Consider the following 16,168-nt stretch of genomic DNA (forward strand, 5'->3'; position numbering starts at 1 on the left):
CCTCCTCAGGTGATCCGGTCGATGATCAGGGGGCGCGCCTCGGGCACCTCGTCGCCGACGGTCCAGCCACCGTCGAGCTCGGCCATGGCCCCGTCGAAACGTTCGGGTGTGTCGGTGTAGAGCGTGAAGAGCGTCTCGCCCGCGGCCACGGGTTCGCCGGGCGTGCGGTGGATGTGCATTCCCGCGCCGAACTGCACCTGCCCGCCGGGTGTCGATCGACCCGCACCGAGCCGCCACACCGCCAGTCCCACCGCCATCGCATCGATGTCGACCATCGTGCCACCACGCGGCGCGGTGACCGTCTCGGTGTGCGATCCGATCGGTAGGGGCTGCGAGAGGTCACCACCCTGGGCGGCGACGAGGTCGCGAAACCGGTCCATCGCCGTGCCGTCCCGCAGCGTCTGCGCCGGGTCCACGCCATCGATCCCGGCGGCGTCGAGCATCTCGCGCGCCAGCGCCAGCGTCAGCTCGACGACGTCAGCGGGGCCGCCACCGGCCAACACGTCGACCGACTCGGCGACTTCGATGGCATTGCCGACCGCTCGGCCCAACGGGTAGTCCATGTGGGTCAGCAGCGCGCGGGTGTCGATCCCCCGCGCATTGCCGAGGGCGACCATCGTCGTCGCCAACTCCCGCGCCTCTGCCTCCGACGCCAGGAAGGCGCCCCGCCCCACCTTGGTGTCCAACACCAGCGCACGGGCGCCCTCCGCGAGCTTCTTGCTCATCACCGAACTCGCGATCAACGGCAGGGACTCCGTCGTACCGGTGACGTCCCGCAGGGCGTAGATCTTCCGATCCGCGGGCGCCAGCTCACCGGCGGCGAAGATGGCCGCTCCGATGTCCTGAAGCTGTTGGCGGATCCGCGCTTTGGACAACTCCGCGGTGAACCCGGCGATCGCCTCGAGCTTGTCGAGCGTGCCACCGGTATGGCCGAGGCCACGGCCCGCGGCCTGGGGCACGGCCGCTCCACAGGCCATCACGACGGGCACCAGCGGGATGGTGATCTTGTCGCCCACCCCGCCGGTGGAGTGCTTGTCCACCAATCGCAATGGCTTGCCGTCGCGGCGGAGATCGCCGAAGTCGAACTGCTCGCCGGAGTCGATCATCGCGGCCGTCCAGCGCGAGATCTCACCGGGAGTCATGCCGCGCAGGAAGATCGCCATCAGCAGGGCCGACATCTGCTCGTCGTGCACGACGCCGCGGGTGTAGCCGTCGATGACCCAGTCGATCGCCGCGTCTGGCAGGACGCCACCGTCACGCTTGATCCTGATGACCGTCGGAGCGTCGAACGTGAACCGCGTCACTGCGTTTGGCTCCACCCTTTGACGGCGTCGAGATCGTCGGGCCCGAACGCGTCGGGGAGCAACTCACCCAACGCCCGTGGACCGGCCGGATGGTCGATCAGCATCCCCGGCCCGCCGTGCTCGAGGAGCACCTGGCGACACCGTCCGCACGGCATCAGCAAGCCCCCGGTGGCGTCGACGCACGTGAGTGCGACGAGCCGTCCGCCGCCACTGGAATGCAGCGCGCACGCCACGGCGCACTCCGCGCAGAGACCCAGGCCATATGAGACATTCTCCACATTGCAACCGGTCAGAATTCGGTCATCCGCCGTGACCGCTGCCGCCCCGACCGGGAATCCGGAATAGGGCGCATAGGCGTGGGCGCTGGCTTCTATTGCCTTGTCCCGCAATGTGTTCCAATCAATTTCCGGCATCGCACCAGCCCCGTCGTCGGTGTTCTGAATGCATTTAGAAACTCCGGTTTCACTACTGCCATCGTGTTTAGGTAACCCTAATTCCGATGCCACGAGGGCGATCGACGGTCCCACGCTAGTTCTTTCCGTGCACGGTTTGGGATTAGAGTCGGCAACAGGTTTGGGCAAAGGTTGGCACTGGTCCCCACCGGCTACCAAACCTTCCACCGAGGGCGTTGGAGGCCGGAGATGAGCACAGCCACGACAGCGGATTCCGCGATACCCGCGCCGCGACCGCGCCGCCGCACGCTGTACCGCGGCGACCCGGGCATGTGGTCGTGGGTCTTGCACCGCGTCACGGGCGCGACGATCTTCTTCTTTCTCTTCGTGCACGTCCTGGACACCGCGTTGGTCCGGGTCAGCCCCGAGGCCTACAACGCGATCATCGATACCTACAAGACCCCGATCATCGGCCTGCTGGAGATGGGCCTCGTGGTTGCGGTGCTCTACCACGCGCTCAACGGCATCCGCATCATCCTGATCGACTTCTGGCAGAACGGTCCCAAGTACCAACGACTGATGCTGTGGGTGGTGCTCGCGGTCTGGATCACCGTCTTCATCGCCGCCCTCGGCGTGATGGGCATGCACATGGCGGAGCGTTTCCTATGAGCCGATCGTCAGGAGCCAATCCCTACGACCACGTCAGCGAGCGCGGCGGTCCCGCTCCTGTCATGCAGCGCAGCCACGACCGGCCCGCCGGCCTGGACAACCCGCGCTCACCCCGCGGACGCAGCGCGATGCCGAACTTCGAGAAATACGCCTGGCTGTTCATGCGCTTCTCCGGGATCGTTCTGGTGGTCCTCGCGCTCGGCCACCTCTTCGTCGGCCTGATCTGGGACGGCGGCGTCTACCGCATCGACTTCAACTACGTCGCGCAGCGCTGGGCCTCGCCCTTCTGGCAGACCTGGGACCTGCTCCTGCTGTGGCTGGCCCAGCTGCACGGTGGCAACGGCATGCGCACGATCATCAACGACTACGCCCGCAAGGACTCGACCAAGTTCTGGTTGAACGCTCTGTTGGGGTTGTCGGTCCTGTTCACGGTGGTGTTGGGCACCTACGTCCTACTGACCTTCGACGCAAACATCTCGTGACCGGACGACGGTTCACGAAGAAGATGGAGAGCACGGCATGTTGATCGAACATCGCTACGACGTCGTCATCGTCGGTGCCGGCGGCGCAGGAATGCGCGCCGCAGTCGAGGCAGGCCCGCGGGCGCGGACCGCCGTCCTGACCAAGCTGTACCCGACGCGCAGTCACACCGGCGCCGCGCAGGGCGGCATGTGCGCCGCGCTCGCCAACGTCGAGGACGACAACTGGGAATGGCACACCTTCGACACCGTCAAGGGCGGCGACTACCTCGCCGATCAGGACGCGGTCGAGATCATGTGCAAGGAAGCGATCGACGCGGTCTACGACCTCGAGAAGATGGGGATGCCGTTCAACCGCACCCCCGAGGGCCGCATCGATCAGCGCCGCTTCGGTGGGCACACCCGCGATCACGGCAAGGCACCCGTCCGCCGCGCCTGCTACGCCGCCGACCGCACCGGCCACATGATCCTGCAGACCCTGTACCAAAACTGCGTCAAGCACGACGTCGAGTTCTTCAACGAGTTCTACGCCCTGGACCTGGTGCTCTCGGATACGCCGGGCGGCCCGGTGGCGACGGGCGTGGTGGCCTACGAGCTGGCCACCGGTGACGTCCACGTCTTCCACGCCAAGGCGATCGTGTTCGCCACCGGCGGGTCCGGGCGCATGTACAAGACGACGTCCAACGCGCACACGTTGACCGGCGACGGCCTGGGCATCATCTTCCGCAAGGGACTTCCCTTGGAGGACATGGAGTTTCATCAGTTCCACCCGACGGGCCTGGCCGGTCTTGGCATTCTGATCTCCGAGGCCGTGCGCGGTGAGGGCGGCCGTCTGCTGAACGCGGACGGGGAACGGTTCATGGAGCGCTATGCGCCCACGATCGTCGACCTCGCACCGCGCGACATCGTGGCCCGATCCATGGTGCTCGAGGTGCTCGAAGGCCGCGGCGCCGGACCGAACAAGGACTACGTCTACATCGACGTCCGGCACCTCGGCGCCGACGTGCTCGAGGCCAAGCTGCCCGACATCACCGAGTTCGCTCGCACCTACCTCGGCGTCGACCCCGTCACCGAGCTGGTGCCCGTGTACCCGACGTGCCACTACGTCATGGGAGGCATCCCGACCACCGTCAACGGCCAGGTGCTGCGCGACAACAACTCGATCGTGCCGGGCCTGTACGCCGCGGGTGAGTGTGCCTGCGTGTCCGTGCACGGTTCCAACCGGCTGGGCACCAACTCGCTGCTGGACATCAACGTGTTTGGTCGACGGGCCGGCATCGCCGCCGCGAGTTACGCGATGGGCCACGACTTCGTCGACATGCCCGCCACCCCGGCGAACATGGTGACCGAATGGGTCGGTGACATCCTCTCCGAGCACGGCAACGAGCGGGTCGCCGACATCCGCGGTGTGCTGCAGCAGTCGATGGACAACAACGCAGCCGTCTTCCGCACTGAGGAGACCCTGAAGCAGGCGCTGACCGACATCCACGGGCTCAAGGAGCGGTACAGCCGAATCACCGTGCAGGACAAGGGCAAGAGGTACAACAGCGACCTGCTGGAGGCCATCGAGCTCGGCTTCCTGCTGGAGCTCGCCGAGGTCACCGTCGTCGGCGCGCTGAACCGCAAGGAGTCCCGCGGAGGCCACGCGCGGGAGGACTACCCGCATCGTGACGACACCAACTACATGCGACACACGATGGCGTACAAGCAGGGTGGTGACCTGCTGAGTGACATCCGGTTGGATTACAAGCCAGTCGTGCAGACCCGTTACGAGCCGATGGAACGGAAGTACTGATGAGCGCACCCGCCATCGAGAAGGACCAAGCGACCACCCCGCCCGTGCCCGAGGGCGCCGTGATGGTCACGCTGAAGATCGCGCGGTTCAACCCCGACGATCCCGACGGCGCCGGCTTCCAGAGCTTCCGGGTGCCGTGCCTGCCCACGGACCGGTTGCTCAACCTGCTGCACTACGCGAAGTGGTACCTCGACGGGACGTTGACGTTCCGTCGGTCGTGCGCCCATGGGGTGTGCGGTTCGGATGCCATGCGGATCAACGGCGTGAACCGGCTGGCCTGCAAGGTGCTGATGCGCGACATGCTGCCCAAGAAGGCGGGCAAGCAGCTCACCATCAGCATCGAGCCAATCCGCGGCCTGCCCGTCGAGAAGGACCTCGTCGTCGACATGGAACCGTTCTTCGACGCCTACCGCGCCGTCAAGCCGTTCCTCATCACCAGCGGCAACGAGCCCACCCGCGAACGCATTCAGAGCCAGACCGACCGCGCTCGCTACGACGACACCACCAAGTGCATCCTGTGCGCCTGCTGCACCACCAGCTGCCCGGTGTTCTGGACGGAGGGCTCCTACTTCGGGCCCGCCGCGATCGTCAACGCGCACCGGTTCATCTTCGACAGCCGTGACGAGGCCGCCGCCGAGCGACTCGACATCCTCAACGAGGTCGACGGCGTCTGGCGGTGCCGCACCACCTTCAACTGCACGGAGTCCTGCCCGCGCGGCATCCAGGTGACCAAGGCGATCCAAGAGGTCAAGCGCGCACTGATGTTCGCCCGCTAACCCTATTGCCCTCGCGATTTGTGCACGCTAGACCGCGCTCACCGCGGGTCCGCGTGCACGAATGGCGGGGTTGGGGTGTCACAGATCGGCGGGCCATCTCGTCCAAGTGGCATGACGATTCAACGACCGCGCCTCGAACCCCTGCCACCGAAGAAGGCCTCGCTGACCGCGCGGCTGATGTACCGCTACGCCAAACGCCGCTTCGGCGAGGTGCCCATCCCGTTCGCGGTGGGCGCGCATCACATGCCGCTGCTGATCGCCAACGCCGTGCACGAGACGCTGCTGGAGCGCGGCTCGACGAAGCTGCCCGCCGCCGTCCGCGAGCTCGCCGTGTACTGGACGGCCCGCACCGTCGGCTGCTCCTGGTGCGTGGACTTCGGCGCCATGATGATTCGCCTCGACGGCTTGGACGTCGAGCGGCTCAAACGCATCGACGAGTATGCGACCTCGCCGCTGTTCGCCGACGACGAACGCGCGGCGATCGCGTACGCCGATGCGATGACCACCGACCCGCATCTCGTGACCGACGAGCAGGTCGCCGATCTGCGCCACCGCTTCGGTGATGCGGGCGCCATGGAGTTGACCTATCAGATCGGCGTCGAGAACATGCGCGCCCGGATGAATACGGCGTTGGGAATCACCGAACAGGGCTTCAGTTCTGGGGACGCCTGCCGGGTTCCCTGGGCTACCGACGAGCGCTCGCGCGAGGAGCATCGGACTATCGATCGAGCGGCGACGCCGTGAACTTGTCCGGGTTGGCAATATCCCAAATGGCACAGACCTTTCCGTCGCGGACGGTCAACGCCTGAATGTGGGGCTGCATCGCGGGACCGTCGTCGTTGGCGTCGAATCCAGTGGTGATCATGCCGAGCTCACCGTTGACCAGTGCCAGCTGAGCCCCCTCGAAGAACCTCGCCCCATATCGCGCGGCCAGACCGAAGATGAAACGCGCCACCTTGTCCGGGCCGTGGATGACGCGAGCGGCGGTGGGCGCCTTGCGGTTCGAGTCACCGGTGAAGGTCACCTCGGGATGCAGAAGCGCGACGACGGCCGCCATGTCGCCCGACGCCATGGCGGCCATCAACCGTCCGACCACTTCGTCGTGGGAGGCGTCCGCCCCGGGCGCATCGGCGTCGGCGACCGCGCGGCGGGCGCGTGAGGCCAGCTGCCGCGCGGCTGGTGCACTGACGCCGAGCACCTCGGCGATCTCACCGAACGGCACGGCGAACCCGTCGTGCAAAACGAACGCAACCCGCTGATCCGGGGTGAGTCGCTCGAGCACCACCATCGCGACGAAGCGGGCGTCCTCGTCGGCGACGACGGCGGCCAGCGGATCGGACCGGTCCAGGGGCGTCACCACCGGCTCGGGCAGCCACTCCCCGTAGTAGGTTTCGCGCCGGTGGGCGGCCGACCGGAGCCGATCCAGCCCAATTCGGCTGACGACGGTGGTCAGCCACGCGCGCGAGTCGGTGATGCCGTCGCGGGCCGAACCCATTGCGTCCCAACGCAACCACGCATCCTGCACGGCGTCCTCGGCGTCGGCGAACGTGCCGGTGAGCCGGTAGGCGACGGCGAGGAGGTGGGCACGCAGCCGCTCGAACTCGTCGGCCCACTGCGCGGTGGTCACCAGCTGAGACTAGCGGCGGGACGTGCCCGACGGCAGGGGTGCGAGCGTGCGTGAAGTTCGATTGTGCCGCGGCGCGTCGCCCGCAGACACGCACGCTCGCGACAAGGGGCTTAGGACTCCTTTCGGCACCGAATTCGTAGCTGTGAAGATGCTGTGGTCACTAATTTCGTCGTCGACGCGCGATTTGGCAACGGAAACCGTATTCTCCAACCGTTCGTCTGACCTGAACAGGGAGATACCAATGACCACCGTTGACTCGGGAAGTTCCGGTACCGGCGCAACCGTCGACAGCAAGGGCCTGAAGGGCGGCTCGCTCGGTCTGCTGTCCAGCGTCGTAGTGGGCATGGCCTCGACCGCACCCGCCTACAGCCTCGCCGCGGTCCTCGGACTGATCGTGGCCAGCGGCGCCGGCGTCAAGGCCGCGTCGATCGTGCTGCTGGCGTTCGTGCCGATCTACCTGATCGCCGTCGCCTACCAGGAGCTCAACAAGGCCGAGCCGGACTGCGGCACCACCTTCACCTGGGCATCGCGCGCGTTCGGGCCGCTGGTCGGGTGGATGGGCGGCTGGGGCATCATCGCCGCCGACGTCATCGTGATGGCGAACTTGGCACAGATCGCAGGCGCCTACTCGTTCACCTTCGTCGGCGACCTTGGCTGGACGTCCGTCGCCGACCTGGCCAACAGCACGCTCTGGTCCACGGTGGCGGGTGTCATCTGGATCGTCGTCATGACCTATATCTGCTATCGCGGGATCGAGGTTTCGGCGCGCCTGCAGTACTTCCTGCTGGGCTTCGAGGTCATCATCCTGGTGGTGATCTCGATCTACGCGCTGGTCAAGGTCTACACCAACAACGCGTTGGCAGGGGAGTCCATCAACCCGTCGCTGTCCTGGTTCTGGCCCGGTGGTCTGGACTTCGGCACGGTCATCGCCCCGGCGATCCTGATCGCGATCTTCATCTACTGGGGTTGGGACACCGCGGTGGCGTGCAACGAGGAGTCCGACGACCCGGGCACCACACCCGGCAGGGCCGCGGTGCTCTCGACCTTCCTGCTGCTGGCGACCTACGCCATCGTCACCGTCGCCGTCGTGGCCTTCGCCGGCGTCGGCGAAGACGGTGCGGGGCTCGGCAATCCGGACAACTCGGCCGACGTCTTCGCGGCCATCGGACCCGCCCTGTTCGGCGATAGCGTGATGGGGCACATCGGTCTGCTCCTGCTCTCGGCGACGATTCTGACGTCGGCGTCCGCCTCGACGCAGACCACGATCCTGCCGACGGCCCGCACCACGCTGTCGATGGGCGTCTACAAGGCCCTGCCGGAGTCGTTCGCCAAGATCCACCGCAAGTACCTGACGCCGACGGTCTCCACCATCGTGATGGGTGCGGTATCGATCTTCTTCTATGTGATGTTCACCCTCATCAGCAGCAGTCTGCTGCTGGCCCTCATCGGGTCGGTGGGCTTGATGATTGCCTTCTACTACGGCATGACCGGGTTCGCGTGCGTCTGGTACTACCGCAAGACGCTCACCCGGTCGGCGCGTGACCTCATGATGCGCGGCGTCGTACCCCTCCTGGGCGCCGTCATGTTGACGGTGGTCTTCGCCTACGGCCTGATCTCCTACTCCAAGCCCGACTACCTGCTCGACGACGACGGCAACAACGTCACGATCCTGGGCTTCGGCGCGGTCGCGGTCGTTGGCATCGGCGCACTCGTCCTCGGCGTGATCATGATGTTCGTCTGGCGGGCCATGTCGCCGAGCTTCTTCAAGGGCGAGACCCTGCCGCGTCGGTCGGATCTGCTGCTGGAACCCGCCGTCGGCTCGGTGGCTCGCTTCGGACTGCCCGACTCCGGGGACATGCCGACGGTCATCTCCCCCGACCTGTCGAACCTGCCGGCCGGAGAGACGGCGGTCGATTCGGTCACCGGCGAGGAGTTCACCAAGAACAGCTGATCGGCCGTGTAAATCCCGTGAAACGATTCCTCACGGGAAGTCGACAGTAAGTCACCAGGAACTTGCCAGGACCGTATATTCCTGGCATGGCTATCGCTGAACCGACGGCAGGTCCCGTCACCAACGACAAGGGCCTCCAGTCCGGGGCCATCGGCCTGGTCGGCAACGTCGTCATCGGCCTCGCCGCCGTTGCCCCGGCCTACAGCCTGGCCGCGACGCTGGGCTACGTGGTCCTCGCCGTCGGCGAGAAGGCGCCTGCGATGTTCGTGCTCGCCTTCATCCCGATGCTCCTCGTCGCCTTCGGCTACAAGGAATTGTCCCAGGACACGCCCGACTGCGGCACCACCTTCACCTGGGGGACAAAGGCTTTCGGCCCATGGATCGGCTGGATTGGCGGCTGGGGGCTGGCGGTGTCGGCGATCATCGTGCTGGCCAACGTCGCCGAGGTGGCCGCCATCTACCTGTACCGGTTCCTCGGCTTGGACGACCTGGCCGAAAGCCTGCTGGCCAAGGTGCTTCTCGGCTCCTTCTTCATCATCACCATGACACTCGTCAGCGCTCGCGGCGTCGCCGTGTCGGAGAAGATGCAGAACGTCCTGATCGCCGTCCAATTTGGAGTGCTGACCATCGTCAGCATCTTCGCGCTGATCCGCGTCTACTCCGGAACCGCTGGCGCGCAGGCGATCATGCCGCAGCTGTCCTGGCTGTGGCCGGGCGGACTGGACCTGTCGTCCATCGCAGCGGCGATCATCCTCTGCATCTTCATCTACTGGGGTTGGGACGCCTGCCTCGCGGTCGGCGAAGAGACCAAGGACCCGGGCAGGACGCCGGGCATCGCCGCCGTGATCACCACCCTGATCCTGGTATGCACCTACGTCCTGGTGGCCTACGCGATCGAATCCTTCGCCGGCTTCAGCGAGGTGGGCATCGGTCTGAACAACCCCAACAACACCGACGACGTGCTAACCGTGCTCGGCGAGCCGGTGGCGGGCAGCATCGTGGCCTCCCTGCTGTTGCTGACCGTCGCGGTATCGGCACTGTCGTCGACGCAGACGACGATTCTGCCGACGGCGCGCGGCACACTGTCCATGGCGGTCTACGAGGCAATCCCCAAGCGGTTCGCGAGCGTACATCCGAGGTACATGACCCCCGCCTTCGGCACCATCGTGATGGGTTGCGCGGCACTGTTCTTCTACCTGGTGCTGACCTTCCTCTCGGAGAACGCCCTCGCCGACTCCGTGGCATCGTTGGGCCTGGCGGTCGCGTTCTACTACGGCATCACCGCCTACAGCTGCGTCTGGTACTTCCGCAGGACGCTGTTCCAGTCCGTGCGAAACCTGTTCTTCCGCGGCATCTTCCCGCTCCTGGGTGCCCTGGCCATGACGTGGGCGTTCGTCTACAGCGCGATCGAGATGATGGCACCCGACTACGGTTACACGGCGTTCGGACCGCTGGGCGGCGTCTTCGTCCTCGGGGTCGGCATGCTGGTGCTCGGCATCCCGCTGATGCTGGCCTGCTTCGCGTTCGGCACCAAGCGGTTCTTCCGTGGCGAGACACTCACCGCCACGACCGAGGTCAAGGTCCCGGACACCTTCTGAAGCACTTCGAAAGGGTGTGAACGTCAATGCATTTGACCGTGGGCTACCTGGCAACGCCGACCGGTGACGACGGCATCGCGCTGGCCGGCGCCTTGGCCAACACCTTCGACGCGACGGTCGACGTCGTGCTCGTCGTACGCGAGGAGTATCCCGACGGCCACCCCGGCCGCGTCGAGTACCAGCAATTGCTGGTGCGCAAGGGCGAGGAATGGGTGGCTCAGGCCATCGCCGCGCTGGCCGCCGTCGGCGTGTCCGCCAACCCGAACGTGCTCGTCGGCGAGTCGTATTCGGAGACGTTGATCGGGTTCGCCGAGGAGAAGGACTCGGATCTGATCGTCATCGGCGGGGCGCGCGACGGGATCTTCGGCGGGCACGTGATCGGCTCGATCGCCGGTGCCCTCCTGCACTGCTCCCCCATCCCCGTCGCGCTGGCCCCCCGCGGTTTCGCCGAGGATCCCCCGGAGCGGATCGACATGGTCACCGCGGCCGTACCGACGAAGGCGGGTGAGGACAACCCCCTGCCCTTCGCCCTGACGCTCGCCAGCGCATCAGGGGTGTCGATGCGGATGCTCTCGCTGGTGTCGGGCGAGGATCTGGCTCACCACGCCAGCCCGAAAGAGGTTCGTCAAGCCAAGATCTCGGCCGCCGAGGCCAACCTCGCCGTGGCGGCCAGGGCGCTGCCGGATGCACCCGAGATCGAGTCCCTGGTGGCCGACGGCTCCACGCTCGAGTCGGCGCTGAAGAAACTCAACTGGGATGAGTCAGACGTGCTGGTGATCGGATCGAGCCGGTTCGCGGCACCCAAGAGGTTGTTCCTCGGGTCGACGGCGGCGCGCATCCTCGCCGGTGTGGACGCGCCGGTGATCGTGGTGCCGCGGGCCGAGTGATCAACACTGACCCGGCTACCCGGTAGCGGCCGCGCGCTCCCACAGGATGGTTGCGGCGGAGGCGATTCCGGCCGACGGCCGCCCAGGATGCGAGACGAACAGCAGCGCGGTCGCGACCGCTGCGAGCACTACGGCGTTGACGACGACGGTCCGACGACCGCCGCCCCCAGCACGTAGCCGATCAACGCGATGAGCGGGCCGGCGACCGGTAGGCCTTCATCCGCGGCGATACCCATGCCGAGGATCACGGCGTTGCCGGTCGTGTTGCCGGTGCACGAACGGGCGTGAATCTGGACTCACTGTGTCGCTGAGGCAGGACGGGGGTGGCGGGCGTACTGCGCCACGATGCCAGACCCATCCGCCCGCGGATCGGCTGCGGCAGTGAGCTGCCCGTTCGCGTCGACGGTGACCACGTTGGCTTGCCCGAGCTCCTCGGCGTGCGGCGCGACCTCGGCGACCGACAGGCCCGATGCCCGGAGGGCCGCCACCGCCGTCCGGTCCGAGTCCGACTCGATGACGACGGTCCGCTCCGTCGCCCCGAACACCTGTCGCCCCACGATGGCGCGGGGGGCGGCGATGGCATCGGCGGCGGTCGCCCCGGCCATCAGCCGCAGGAAGACCTGGGTGAGGATCTGCGGCTGCCCCTGCCCACCCATCGTCGCCAGCACGTGCCGCAGTTCGTCGTTCTCGGTCACGATCATGGGCATCAGCGTATGCGCCGGACGCTTCCTGGCGGCCAACAGGTTTGGCGACTGCGGGCGAAGGGAGAAGCTGGTGCCGCGATCGTGGAAGAGGATGCCGGTCTGCGGGTCGATGAGCCCGGCGCCGAACGCGTGATACACGCTCTGGATCAACGACACCCCGATCCCGTCGCTGTCGGCGGCGGCGATGCCGACGGTGTCGCCGCGTGGTACCGGGCGCGGAACGGTCGCGTCCACCAGCGGGCTGACGGCGTACAGGTCGTCGTCGACCAGGGCCGTGACGTCCACGGGGGTGACGCGCGGGTCGCCCAGATAGCGCGATCGCAGGGCATTCCCGTGGTGGAACACCCGCATCAGCGTTCCGATCCCCTCCCCCGACGACGCGTCGATGCCGAGTTCGTCGATGGCGCGCAACGCCCGAAGCATCACGAAGCCATGGGTATTCGGCGGGCTGGTCAACACCCTCAGGCCACGGAAGTCCACCGCGATGGGATCGGTGACCTCGGGCCGGAACGCGGCGAAGTCGGCGCCATCGAGCACCGATCCGTGGGAACGCAGGTACTCCACGGTGCGTGCGGCGAGGGCACCGGCATAGAACTCGTCGGGGCCACCGACTGCGAGCGCCGCGAAGGTCTCGGCCAGCGCCGGCTGCCGGAGCTGATCACCGCGGCCAAGCAACCGCCCATTGGGTCGGAACACACGGTCGAAGTCTTCCTGCCCGTGCAGATCCGCGTTCTCCGCGTCGGCGAGGTGGGCGGCCAGGGACGCCGCCACCGGCACACCGTCCCTGGCTGCCCGCTCGGCGGGTCGTAGCAGGCGCTCCCACGGGAGCCGACTTCCAAAGTCCCGCAACGTCTCCCAACCACGTACACCGCCTGGAACCGTGACGGTGTCCGCGCCGCGATCCGGTAACGTCGCGCCGTACTTGGCCCGCATGGCGGCGGCATCGGCGGCGGAGCCTGCCCACCCCGAGGCGTTGACGTGGTGCACGGCACCGTCGGCCGTGCGTACCAGCGCGATCAGATCCCCGCCGAGCGCCACGTTGTGCGGATACACCACGGTGAGGACGGCGGCCGCGGCGATGGCGGCGTCGATGGCGTTGCCGCCGTCGCGGTAGGCCGCCATCGCGGCCTCCGTCGCCGTGGCGTGGGGTGTGGCGATGGCGCCGGTGAAGGTGCCGGGCCGGGAGGTAAACACGGTGGGACTGCTCCCTCGGGGTTGGTGTTCGCGGAAGGTCCGTGTGGCGGCGACCGCCGTCAGAAGTTGAAACCCAGCTGCGCCGGGACGTCGCTGCGGAAGGCGGCATCGAACTGAATGATGGACTCCGGGGTGCCACCGCGGATGCGGCCCGCCGCCACTAGCGGGGTCACCCGATGCACACCGAGGTACAGGCTGCCGAGCACCTCGAGATCGGTCGCGAACTCCGCAGGTGCGTCGGTGCGCACGCACCTGGCGTTCCCGCCGCGGATCGTCAGCGCGAATCGTCCACCGTCGGAACGGAATCCGTCACCGATCTCGATGACGGTGTCGAGGTCCGATGCATAGGTGCGAGCCTCCAACGCCACCGGCACGTCCATGATGCGCAGCCACAGTCCGTCCTCAGCACCGGTGGTCCGCACCAGCCGAGAATCGGTCAACAGGTACGGCAAGGGGTCCGCCGGATGGCTGGTGGTGGTGATCGTCTCGACCAGGTCGAGGCCGATCAACGCTCGCCACAGCGCCGCGTGCGCCTCGGGTGTGACGGCCGTGAACTCCTCCACCCGAACGCTTCTCGACGCACCACGGTGCACGCGGTAGAGCAGGTAGCCGTCGGGATGCAGGAAGCAGCACCACGGGGTGCCGCCGCCGCGCGAGTCCGCCCAGTCGGCCAGCAGGTCGTCCCACAGCGGTGCCGGTCGCTCCATCCCGCCCGGTGTGGCACGTCGATACCGGTCGAAGATCGCGGCCAGCTCGGCGCGGTGCTCACCGGGCCGCACCACCCGCACGCCACCGGGATCGGGGGCGTCACGATGGAAGCGGGCGAAGCGCCGATCCAGGGTCAGCTCGGTGTCGACGGTGGCGGGACCGTAGCCGAACCGGCCGTAGATCCCACCCTCCGTCGCCGTCAGCGCGGCGAACGGATAGCGGGCATCGGCAAACCGCTGATGCAGCTCGGTGTACATCTCGCGCAGCAGACCACGTCGGCGGTGCGTCGGCGCGACGCCCACCCACGTGATGCCGGCGACGGGCAAGATAGCCCCACCGGGAACCGTGAGCTCGAGGTCCAGGTAATGCGCCATGCCCACGACATCGTCACCGTCGCCGACGACGACCGAACTGCGGGCGGGCATGAGCGACCGCCACGCCGTGAAGGTCTCGGGGTGCCAGAACGATCCGTAGCTGGTCGCAGCGAGCAGCCCGACCGCGGGCCAGTCGTCCTCGACGAGATCGCGCAGCACCGGTCCGACCTCACTCATCGTTTACTAAAGATGATTCGGTGCCAATCCTTTTCGGCCGTCGCGGTGATGTCGCTCATGACGTGCTTGATGGTGAGGTACTCCTCGAACGAGTAGTCGCTCATGTCCTTGCCGAAGCCGGACGCTCCCACACCGCCGTGCGGCATCTCGCTGATGATCGGGATGTGGTCGTTGATCCAGACGCAGCCAGCCTTGATCTCGCGGGAGGCGCGCTGGGCACGGTAGACGTCACGCGTCCACGCCGACGCGGCCAGCCCGTAGTCCGTGTCGTTGGCCTGCCGGATGCCGTCGTCGTCGTCGGTGAACGACCGCGCCACGAGGACCGGCCCGAAGATCTCGCTGCGGTACACCTCCGAGGACTCGGAGACGTCGGCGATCAGCGTCGGCCGATAGAACGAGCCGGGTCGATCCGGTGCACTGCCGCCGGTGACGATGCGCCCGCCCTCCGCGGTCGCGCGGTCGACCATGCCCGCCACCTTTGCCCGGTGCGCGTCGGTGATCAGTGGGCCAAGGTCGGTGTCGGGGTCCTGCGGGTCGCCGACGACGATCTTGCCCATCACCTCACCGACACCGGCCACGAAGTCGTCGTACAGATCGCGCGCGACGATGGCCCGGGTGGCCGCGGTGCAGTCCTGTCCGGTGTTGATCAGCGACGCGGCTACCGCACCCTGGATCGCAGCGTCGAGATCGGCGTCGTCGAACACCAGGAATGGCGCCTTGCCGCCCAGCTCGAGCTGCGTGCGGTGGCCGTGCTGAGCAGCGGCCGCCATCACCTTGCGGCCCACCGCCGTCGAGCCGGTGAACGTCACCAGGTCGACGTCGCGGTGCCCGGCGAGCGCCGTGCCGACGTCGCCCCCCGCACCGGTGACGACGTTGAGCACACCCTCGGGCAGTCCCGCCTCGGTGGCCAGCCGGGCGAGCGTCAACGTGGTCAGCGGTGTCACCTCGGCGGGTTTGATCACCACCGAGCAGCCCGCCGCGAGTGCCGGGATGACCTTCCACACCGCCATCTGCAGTGGGTAGTTCCACGGCGTGATGGTGGCGACCACGCCGATGGCTTCGCGACGGATGCTCGACGTGTGGTCGCCCGAGTACTCGGCGGTGGCCTTCCCCTCCAGGTGCCGGGCCGCGCCCGCGAAGAAGTCGATGTTGTCCACGCTGCCGGGGATGTCGAACTCCGTCGCGAGCCGGACGGGTTTACCCGTTTGGCTCACCTCTTCGGCGACCAGGGCCTCGGCGTGCGCGCCGGCCAGCTGCGCCAGCTTGGCCAGGACCGCCGAGCGTTCCGCCGGGGTCGCCGTCGCCCAGCCCGGCAGGGCCCGACGGGCCGAGGCCACCGCGCGGTCGACGTCGGCGGGCGTCGCCAGCGCGTACTCGGCTACCGCGTTCCCCGTCGCCGGATCGACGATGCGGTGCACTTCGCCAGCGGTCCGCGCATCGGCTCCGTCGATCCAGCTGCTTGCCAAATTCATGGTTGGAAATCTAGCCGACCGCCTGAATGCGGGCTACGCATTACCGCCGTGACGATCGCGT

General features: G+C 67.4%; 15 protein-coding genes. 8 read left to right on the forward strand and 7 right to left on the reverse strand.

Features of this window, described 5'->3' with window-relative positions; genetic code table 11:
* Positions 1-5: 5 nt before the first annotated feature.
* Complete coding sequence (locus tag QUE68_RS22615; protein ID WP_286274500.1) at positions 6-1,304, reverse strand: thymidine phosphorylase; 1,299 nt, start codon at positions 1,302-1,304, stop codon at positions 6-8.
* Positions 1,301-1,717 carry a cytidine deaminase gene (locus QUE68_RS22620; RefSeq protein ID WP_286274501.1) on the reverse strand — a complete coding sequence of 139 codons (417 nt, stop codon included), beginning with the start codon at positions 1,715-1,717 and terminating at the stop codon, positions 1,301-1,303. Before QUE68_RS22620 ends, QUE68_RS22615 begins: the two co-directional genes overlap by 4 nt.
* Positions 1,718-1,945: 228 nt before the next feature.
* Here QUE68_RS22620 and sdhC point away from each other — a divergent pair, with 228 nt between their 5' ends.
* The 5 genes from sdhC to QUE68_RS22645 all read left to right on the forward strand — a co-directional run bounded on the left by sdhC (position 1,946) and on the right by QUE68_RS22645 (position 6,159).
* The gene (sdhC, locus tag QUE68_RS22625) at positions 1,946-2,365 is read left to right on the forward strand and encodes a succinate dehydrogenase, cytochrome b556 subunit (RefSeq protein WP_284228514.1); all 420 of its coding nucleotides are present in this window, start codon (positions 1,946-1,948) and stop codon (positions 2,363-2,365) included.
* On the forward strand, positions 2,362-2,847 hold the full coding sequence (locus QUE68_RS22630; RefSeq protein WP_284228515.1) for a succinate dehydrogenase hydrophobic membrane anchor subunit: 486 nt from the start codon (positions 2,362-2,364) through the stop codon (positions 2,845-2,847). The genes sdhC and QUE68_RS22630 overlap by 4 nt, the downstream gene beginning before the upstream one ends.
* 37 nt (positions 2,848-2,884) lie before the next feature.
* Positions 2,885-4,639 (forward strand): succinate dehydrogenase flavoprotein subunit, encoded by a 1,755-nt coding sequence (gene sdhA / locus QUE68_RS22635; protein ID WP_284228516.1) that lies wholly within the window; start codon positions 2,885-2,887, stop codon positions 4,637-4,639.
* Positions 4,639-5,415, forward strand: coding sequence for a succinate dehydrogenase iron-sulfur subunit (locus QUE68_RS22640; protein ID WP_284228517.1), 777 nt, complete (start codon positions 4,639-4,641; stop codon positions 5,413-5,415). Before sdhA ends, QUE68_RS22640 begins: the two co-directional genes overlap by 1 nt.
* A 111-nt stretch (positions 5,416-5,526) precedes the next feature.
* Positions 5,527-6,159 (forward strand): carboxymuconolactone decarboxylase family protein, encoded by a 633-nt coding sequence (locus tag QUE68_RS22645; protein WP_286274502.1) that lies wholly within the window; start codon positions 5,527-5,529, stop codon positions 6,157-6,159.
* On the opposite strand, the gene QUE68_RS22650 is transcribed toward QUE68_RS22645, so the two are convergent.
* The gene (locus QUE68_RS22650) at positions 6,134-7,042 is read right to left on the reverse strand and encodes a sigma-70 family RNA polymerase sigma factor (RefSeq protein WP_284228518.1); all 909 of its coding nucleotides are present in this window, start codon (positions 7,040-7,042) and stop codon (positions 6,134-6,136) included. The two genes, QUE68_RS22645 and QUE68_RS22650, sit on opposite strands and share 26 nt — an antisense overlap.
* Positions 7,043-7,283: 241 nt before the next feature.
* Here QUE68_RS22650 and QUE68_RS22655 point away from each other — a divergent pair, with 241 nt between their 5' ends.
* The 3 genes from QUE68_RS22655 to QUE68_RS22665 all read left to right on the forward strand — a co-directional run bounded on the left by QUE68_RS22655 (position 7,284) and on the right by QUE68_RS22665 (position 11,478).
* Positions 7,284-8,993: an APC family permease gene (locus tag QUE68_RS22655; protein WP_286274503.1), complete on the forward strand. Its 1,710-nt coding sequence runs from the start codon at positions 7,284-7,286 to the stop codon at positions 8,991-8,993.
* A gap of 86 nt (positions 8,994-9,079) precedes the next feature.
* The gene (locus QUE68_RS22660) at positions 9,080-10,591 is read left to right on the forward strand and encodes an APC family permease (RefSeq protein ID WP_286274504.1); all 1,512 of its coding nucleotides are present in this window, start codon (positions 9,080-9,082) and stop codon (positions 10,589-10,591) included.
* Between the two features lie 26 nt (positions 10,592-10,617).
* Complete coding sequence (locus QUE68_RS22665; RefSeq protein WP_286274505.1) at positions 10,618-11,478, forward strand: universal stress protein; 861 nt, start codon at positions 10,618-10,620, stop codon at positions 11,476-11,478.
* 128 nt (positions 11,479-11,606) lie between these two features.
* On the opposite strand, the gene QUE68_RS22670 is transcribed toward QUE68_RS22665, so the two are convergent.
* Genes QUE68_RS22670 through QUE68_RS22685 form a run of 4 tightly spaced genes read right to left on the reverse strand, consistent with a single transcriptional unit; the run spans position 11,607 to position 16,107 of the window.
* The gene (locus tag QUE68_RS22670; protein WP_286274506.1) at positions 11,607-11,714 is read right to left on the reverse strand and encodes a hypothetical protein; all 108 of its coding nucleotides are present in this window, start codon (positions 11,712-11,714) and stop codon (positions 11,607-11,609) included.
* Between the two features lie 60 nt (positions 11,715-11,774).
* Positions 11,775-13,376 carry a gamma-glutamyltransferase family protein gene (locus QUE68_RS22675; RefSeq protein WP_286274507.1) on the reverse strand — a complete coding sequence of 534 codons (1,602 nt, stop codon included), beginning with the start codon at positions 13,374-13,376 and terminating at the stop codon, positions 11,775-11,777.
* 59 nt (positions 13,377-13,435) lie between these two features.
* Positions 13,436-14,635, reverse strand: a complete 1,200-nt coding sequence (locus tag QUE68_RS22680; RefSeq protein WP_286274508.1) for an enhanced intracellular survival protein Eis — start codon at positions 14,633-14,635, stop codon at positions 13,436-13,438.
* A complete protein-coding gene (locus tag QUE68_RS22685; RefSeq protein WP_284235186.1) occupies positions 14,632-16,107 on the reverse strand; it encodes a gamma-aminobutyraldehyde dehydrogenase in 1,476 nt (491 codons plus the stop codon). Before QUE68_RS22685 ends, QUE68_RS22680 begins: the two co-directional genes overlap by 4 nt.
* Positions 16,108-16,168: the final 61 nt, after the last annotated feature.

Origin of the sequence: Mycolicibacterium sp. TUM20985 (assembly GCF_030295745.1) — a bacterium.
Taxonomy (GTDB): domain Bacteria; phylum Actinomycetota; class Actinomycetes; order Mycobacteriales; family Mycobacteriaceae; genus Mycobacterium.